At 51.6% G+C, this 2,925-nt stretch carries 3 protein-coding genes; 2 read left to right on the top strand and 1 reads right to left on the bottom strand.

Going from position 1 to position 2,925, the window contains the following annotated elements; genetic code table 11:
• Nucleotides 1-203, top strand: a 203-nt coding sequence (locus tag LOC54_RS11955) for a hypothetical protein (protein WP_279314013.1), incomplete at its 5' end; no start/stop codon positions are given.
• Here LOC54_RS11955 and LOC54_RS11950 read toward each other — a convergent pair.
• On the bottom strand, nt 187-1,158 hold the full coding sequence (locus LOC54_RS11950) for a hypothetical protein (RefSeq protein ID WP_279314012.1): 972 nt from the start codon (nt 1,156-1,158) through the stop codon (nt 187-189). The genes LOC54_RS11955 and LOC54_RS11950 overlap by 17 nt on opposite strands.
• A 247-nt stretch (nt 1,159-1,405) precedes the next feature.
• Between LOC54_RS11950 and LOC54_RS11945 the strand changes: the two genes are divergently transcribed.
• Entirely contained in the window at nt 1,406-2,662 is a 1,257-nt protein-coding gene (locus LOC54_RS11945; protein ID WP_279314011.1) for a dicarboxylate/amino acid:cation symporter, read from the top strand.
• Nucleotides 2,663-2,925: the final 263 nt, after the last annotated feature.

Below are 2,925 nucleotides of genomic sequence, written 5' to 3'. Positions count from 1 at the left end.
CGGGAAAACGCTTCGAGCTGATCGCCAAGCCCGCTCAACCGGGCAAGCCGCTCTTCAACGTCAAAGAAACCAGACTGTTTCATGATCCATACCCCAATCAACTCGGGAGAAATGGAATCACAAAAGAAGCCTCAAAACCAGAGAATTTTTCGAACCCTCCACCTGCATCTACCTGCGACCCAGGGATCAGAAAATCGTGTTGATGGCGAACTGCGGAGAAACTTTTATGCCAGTATTATGTCCGGCATAATAAACCGCTGAACCCGCGATAATTCCCCAACGTGCATTCCAGCTATATTCGATAGCAGGGGCCACCTGCCAGTCTGTCGAAGCGGCACCAGTCCTGCTGACGACCAATCCGGATGCGTAACGCCCCTTCAGACGGGAGCCGTTAGACCAATCCCGCGCCACATCCGCTGCCAGCACCCATTTCTGACTCAGGGCATATTCCAGAGAAAAGCCGACCTGACCGCTCATACCCGGGCTGCCACGCCCGACAAAGCCTTCCGACGTTCCGTAACTGGTAACATCGCGCAAACGCGCTGAATTCAAGGCATGCCTGAACCAGCTCCAGACACGCAGTCGCAGCTCATGTCCACCCGGCAGTGTGTAGGTAGACTGTTCGATCAGCGCCATACGAAAAACATAAGCACCGCCCCCGAAACCGTCCTGCGATGACTTCAGATGGGAATAGTCGCCCGTCGGGAAAATGACACCCGCGACAAGATTCAGATCAGGAATATAGCGTTTCGGATTAGCCCGCATGAAACGCCAGATCATGTCGACCGGGAAATCACCGAACCTGGGTCCATGCGCATGCCCAGCGCCGTGTTTCCAGCCGTAACTGATCACCGTATGCGCCTGAATACTGAGATCGTCGAGAATTCCATATTTCCACATCGTGGAATTGGAAAATGTCTGTTGGCGCGGATGCAGTGGGTGTCCCGTACCGTTGGACGCAAACGTACCAACAGGCTGACTGTATGAAAAATAAGGCTCAATCCCGGCATCTCCGGCATGATTCTTGGCACCGGATGGTGAAACCAGCGATCCTGTATACCATTGGTCGGCTCTGGCCTCCGATACACTGGTCACAAACAGGAGGCACATCCCACAAACGTAACCACCTGCGCTCCGCACCAATACGTTACCAGTCATTCTCATTATTTTGCCAAACTCGCCCAATCCCAATGAAAAAAAACACTACAAATCACTTATATTGTCAAGTATTTATACAATAAAAGTAAAAACAAACCTTTGAATTATACCCTAAAATAAAGAGAAAAGTTTTATAAAAAATATAATCTCATGAGGGTATAATTTTATTACTTTGACGCATCAACATCTTTTCCTCTATAAAACCGGCTACGCACCCTAACATCACTCAACGGAGAAGAAAAGCTCGATGGCCGCAGTTGCATCTCAGGTCGATACGAAAAAACGCACTTACGCCATACTCGTTGCGCTAGTTCTTGGTGTTCTGGGCGGGCTTCTTCTCCACACGCTCGGCAACAGCGCCATTCATGCGGGAGAACAGGCAGGAAAGCTTATGACCGGGCTTTTCCTCCGCCTGATCAAGATGGTCATTGCGCCACTCGTCTTCGCCACACTCGTCAGCGGCATTGGAAAACTGGGAGACGATACGCTGATCCTGCGTGTCGGAGGACGTATCCTGCTCTGGTTCATCGCCATGTCGTTCGTGTCACTCACGATCGGCCTTCTGGCCGCAAACATCCTGAAGCCGGGGATCGGCTTTTCAGCGCCACCGATCACAGACATTGCCAGTCTAAAACATCCTTTTCAGCCAATCGATTTCGTGCTGCACATTGCTCCGACCAGCATTCTGGATGCCATGGCCCGAAACGATATTCTGCAAATCGTCGTCTTTTCGGTGCTCTTCGGACTGGCACTCCCGGCCGCCGGCAAAGCGGGCAAAACCATGCTCAACTGGACCGAAGAGCTTGGTCACATCATGCTCCGGATGACGGACATGGTCATGCTTCTGGCTCCCGTAGCTGTCTTCGGCTCCGTGATGGGAAGCCTCGCCAGCGGCGGCGGTGCGATGCTACTGCACTACGGACGCTTTCTTGTTGAATTCTACGGCACTATTCTCGTTCTCTGGTGCGTTCTGACAAGCTTGGCTTTTCTGGTACTGGGTCCGCGTATCAAGGATCTCCTCAAGGAGCTTTTCCAGCCCATTATCCTTGGCTACGCCACAGCGAGCAGTGAATCCGTTTATCCTCTACTGCTTGAAAAGCTCGAGAATTTCGGCGTACCAACCCGCATCAGTGGCTTTGTTCTACCTCTCGGCTACAGCTTCAATCTGGATGGCTCGATCCTGTTCCAGTCATTCGGAGCAATCTTTATCGCCCAGGCTTACGGCATTACCCTCCCCTGGTCTCAGCAGGCGCTGATGGTGCTGGTCATGATGCTGAGCAGTAAAGGCATTGCCGGTGTGCCTCGCGCCTCTCTTGTGACGCTCGTCGCCGTGCTGCCTCAGTTTGGTCTTCCAGAGGCCGGCATCGCCCTTATTCTGGGCATTGATCATTTTCTGGATATGGCCCGGACCGCCACCAATGTGCTTGGCAACGGGTATGCAGCCGCCATCTCCGCAAAATGGGAAGGTGAACTTTCTGATGGTACCACAAAAGATGTGATGTAAAAGTATCTCACATAACAAGTTCTTTTCCAGAAACCGAGCAACAACTCAACACTGCTTGCAGAACGTCTACCTTTCAAAAGATGGAGGGATCGAAGAACCGTTGATTGATGTTCTTGGCGAGTAATTTCTGGGTTTTGGCGCTTTGATTGACGGTTTTTTGGGGCGCTTTTGATCTGCGTTTTGAGCGGATCATACCAACCGTTTCTTGATCAGACTCACGGGGTACCCATTGGGCTAAAAATGTGATTCACAGGATGCTGATC

Source organism: Acetobacter sp. AN02, from assembly GCF_029759835.1.
Classification (GTDB): Bacteria; Pseudomonadota; Alphaproteobacteria; order Acetobacterales; family Acetobacteraceae; genus Acetobacter.
Note: the sequence above shows the minus strand (reverse complement) of the source record. Positions and strands in the feature narration are given on the sequence as shown.

Excerpts from the sequence above, each read along its gene's own strand:
- LOC54_RS11950 (WP_279314012.1), bottom strand. The coding sequence starts at position 1,158 with ATGACTGGTAACGTATTGGTGCGGAGCGCAGGTGGTTACGTTTGTGGG.
- LOC54_RS11945 (WP_279314011.1), top strand. The coding sequence starts at position 1,406 with ATGGCCGCAGTTGCATCTCAGGTCGATACGAAAAAACGCACTTACGCC.